The sequence below is a fragment of the Microbacterium sp. Bi128 genome, from assembly GCF_918698205.1.
In genome coordinates this window covers 1-3,043 of the sequence record NZ_CAKKMM010000577.1, presented here as the reverse complement: position 1 = coordinate 3,043, position 3,043 = coordinate 1, and the positions used below count along the sequence as shown (strand labels likewise).

Annotated in this window: 3 protein-coding genes and 1 pseudogene; 3 read left to right on the top strand and 1 reads right to left on the bottom strand. The window is 71.9% G+C overall.

Annotation, left to right across the window (positions count from 1 at the left end):
- Positions 1 to 511 (top strand): annotated as a pseudogene (locus LQV45_RS23170) (LysR substrate-binding domain-containing protein); the annotation flags it as partial.
- Between the two features lie 42 nt (positions 512 to 553).
- On the opposite strand, the gene LQV45_RS23165 reads toward LQV45_RS23170, so the two are convergent.
- On the bottom strand, positions 554 to 1,537 hold the full coding sequence (locus tag LQV45_RS23165) for a spermidine synthase (RefSeq protein WP_230009007.1): 984 nt from the start codon (positions 1,535 to 1,537) through the stop codon (positions 554 to 556).
- A gap of 177 nt (positions 1,538 to 1,714) precedes the next feature.
- On the opposite strand from LQV45_RS23165, the gene LQV45_RS23160 reads away from it, so the two are divergent.
- On the top strand, positions 1,715 to 2,626 hold the full coding sequence (locus LQV45_RS23160; RefSeq protein WP_230009006.1) for a universal stress protein: 912 nt from the start codon (positions 1,715 to 1,717) through the stop codon (positions 2,624 to 2,626).
- Between the two features lie 88 nt (positions 2,627 to 2,714).
- A partial coding sequence (locus LQV45_RS23155; RefSeq protein WP_230009005.1) for an alcohol dehydrogenase catalytic domain-containing protein occupies positions 2,715 to 3,043 on the top strand: 329 nt, incomplete at its 3' end.

Sequence of the window (3,043 nt, the reverse complement as noted above, 5' to 3'; positions counted from 1 at the left end):
GTCCGGCATGGACATCGAGGTGGTGGTCGGATAGCCGCAGGTGCACCGGGCAGAGGCCGCGCGGCTCGGCGAGTACATGCTGGGAATGTACGCCTCCCGCGGCTACCTCGCCGAGTACGGCACCCCGGCCACCGTGGAGGAACTGACGGCCCACTCGCTGGTCTACTTCGTCGATTCGATGCTGCAGGTGGACGATCTGGACGCCCCGCGGCGGCTGGTGCCCACCATGCGGGACGGGCTGAGCTCCACCAACGTCTTCGTCCACGTGGAGGCCACCCGGGCCGGCGCCGGGATTGGGTTCCTGCCCTGTTTCGCGGCCGACCTGCATCCGGACCTGGTCCGGCTCCTGCCGGAGGAATTCGCGGAGCTGCTGCCCTACTGGATGGTGCTCCGGCCCGATTCGATGCGCCGGCCGGCGGTGGCCGCGCTCGTGCAGGCGCTGCGGGAGCAGACCGCGGCGCACCGCGATGCCCTGCTGGGCCGCGGAGCAGCCCCATCGATTGCTCCGTAGCCGCCTCTATAGTGCCGCAAATATGGTGCCGCAAAAGGGCTGCTACGGAGCAGTCGGCGTCCCTGCGCGGGGCCCAGCCAGGGGCTCGGCGGGCGGCTGAGCGAGAACGGGCGGTTCCGCGGCCGGCTCAGCGAGAACGGGCGACTTCGGGTCGTGCCGGACGGCGGCGCCGGCCGCGAACGCCCGCACCTTTTCGTCGTTCCAGATGTGGGCCGGCACCGCACCGCCGAGCAGGCGCCGCGCGAGGCCGGGGTCGTCGTCGAACGGGACATCGCTGCCGGCCATGACCATGTTGCCGTAGCGCCGGCCCTTCAGCATGGCCGGATCCGCGATGATCACGGTGTAGGCAAAGGCGTCGGCGATGGTCGCGGCGTCCTCGCGGGCATTCTTGAGGTCCGGGGCGTCGCCGGAGTTGACCACATATATCCCGCCGGGGGCCAGGACGCGCTTGGCGTGCTCGATGAATTCCCGGGTGGTCAGCGGCCGCGGGGTCAGCGAGCCGGCGAAGACGTCGCGGATGATCAGGTCCCGGGTCTGCGGGGTCAGGCTCTCGGTGACCTCGCGGGCCTCTCCCACGCGCAGGCGCAGCAACGGCGCCTTGGGCAGGTCGAACCAGCCCCGGACGTAGTCGGCCAGCTTGCCGTCCAGCTCCACCACCACCTGGCGGGCGTCCGGGTAGGCGGCGTGGAAATAGCGCGCCAGTGAGCATGCTCCCCCGCCAAGGTGCAGGGCGCGCAGCTTGGGCCCAGGCTCCCGCGGCCAGCGCGACTCCACCAGGGCTGCCATCCAGCGCATGTACTCGAAGTCGAGGAACAACGGGTCCGCGAGGTCAATGTGCGAGCTCATGACGCCGTTGATGCGCAGGAGCCAGCCGGTGGAATTGTCCTGGTCCGGGATCAGCTCGCAGTCCCCGGTATCGATGTAGTACACCCCGGCCAAAGGACCGGCCGGGCGGGAACCCTTGGGCACTTCCACCACTCCCGGGCCGGCGGTTTGGGCGCCCCGCCCTTTGCCCCGCTTGGCCATCAGCTATCCCCCGCATTGTGCATGTTTCAACCCTAGTTCACCGGCGGCCCCGGAGGCGGCCCCGGGCGCGGGCAGACCGCGGGACCAAAGCCCCTACACATTCCCGGGCCGCAGGGTTCTACTGGGGCTGCACATAGTGCCGGGCGAAGGGGTGCGTCCGACGAGCCGGGAGGAATAATGTCGGCACCCACAGGGCAGCAGGGCGGCACCGTGGCGGTCGGTTACGGCGGGTCCGGGGCCGCCCAACTCGCCGTTCGCTGGGCGGCCGAATACGCGGCCGCGGCCGGGCTGGACCTCCTGGTGATCCATGCCTGGGTGTGGCCGGTTTTCACCAAGAACCTGGGCCCTGTCAAGGGCGTGGCCGGCAGCGGGCTGCGGCATTCCGCGGAAGCCGTCCTCGCCGAGGGCATCGAGCTGGCACGCGGCGCCGCCCGCGAAGCGGCCGGCGGCGCACCGCTGGGGGCCGAGCGCGCCGTTACCGGGCAACAGCCGGAACGTCCGGGCCCCGCCGTCGACGGCGTCATGGAGGCCGGGCTCCCGGCACCCGTGCTGCGCGACGCCTCCCGGGACGCACGGCTGCTGGTAGTAGGCAGCCGGGGCCTCGGCGCCGTCCTGGGCCAGGTGGCCGGCTCGGTCTGCATCGATCTGGCCGGCTCGGCACCCTGCCCGGTAATGATAATCCGGCGCCCGCGCCGGCGGGCCCACCCCGTCGTGGTGGGAGTCGATGCCTCGCCCCGCAGCCCCGCCACGGTGGCCGAGGCCATCCGGTTGGCCAAAGTCCTCGGCGCCCCGCTGCACCTCGTCCACGTCGATCCATTGCGCGGCGGGGCACGGGAAGAGCACGGCCGCCATGCCCTGCTCCACGGCCAGGAGCTGCTCGACCGCGCCATCGACGAGGCCCGCGGGATGGCGCCCGGGCTGGAGGTTACCGGAGCCCTGCGTGAGGGCCATGGGGCCCGGGAGCTCCTCGACGCCGCGGACGACGCCGACGTCCTGGTGCTCGGGACCCACAACCCTGCGGCCGGAGCCGGCAACACGGTCTCCGCCGTGCTGCACAAGGCGCGCTGCAACGTGCTGGTCACCCGCTAGCCGCCGCGAGCGCAACCGATTCGGACCTGCAGACGCTGCAAAGAAGGAGGCCGCGGTGCGAGCATGGCAAGTTGGACTTCCGGGGCCCATGTCCAGCGGCCCCCTCGTGGCCACCGACCGCCCGGATCCTGTGCCGGGACGCGGTGAAGTCCTGCTGAAAGTGCGGGTCTGCGGTGTGTGCCGCACGGACTTGCACCTGGCCGAGGGCGACCTCACGCCGCGGCACGCCGGGGTCATCCCGGGCCACGAGGTAGTGGGTGAGGTGATCGGGCAGGGACCGGGGGCCGCCAGGTTCGGCATCGGCGAACGGGTGGGCGTGGCCTGGCTGGGCGGCACCTGTGGCGCCTGCCGGTTCTGCCTGCGCGGCCAGGAAAACCTCTGTCTGTCCCCCACGTTTACCGGCTGGGACCGCGACGG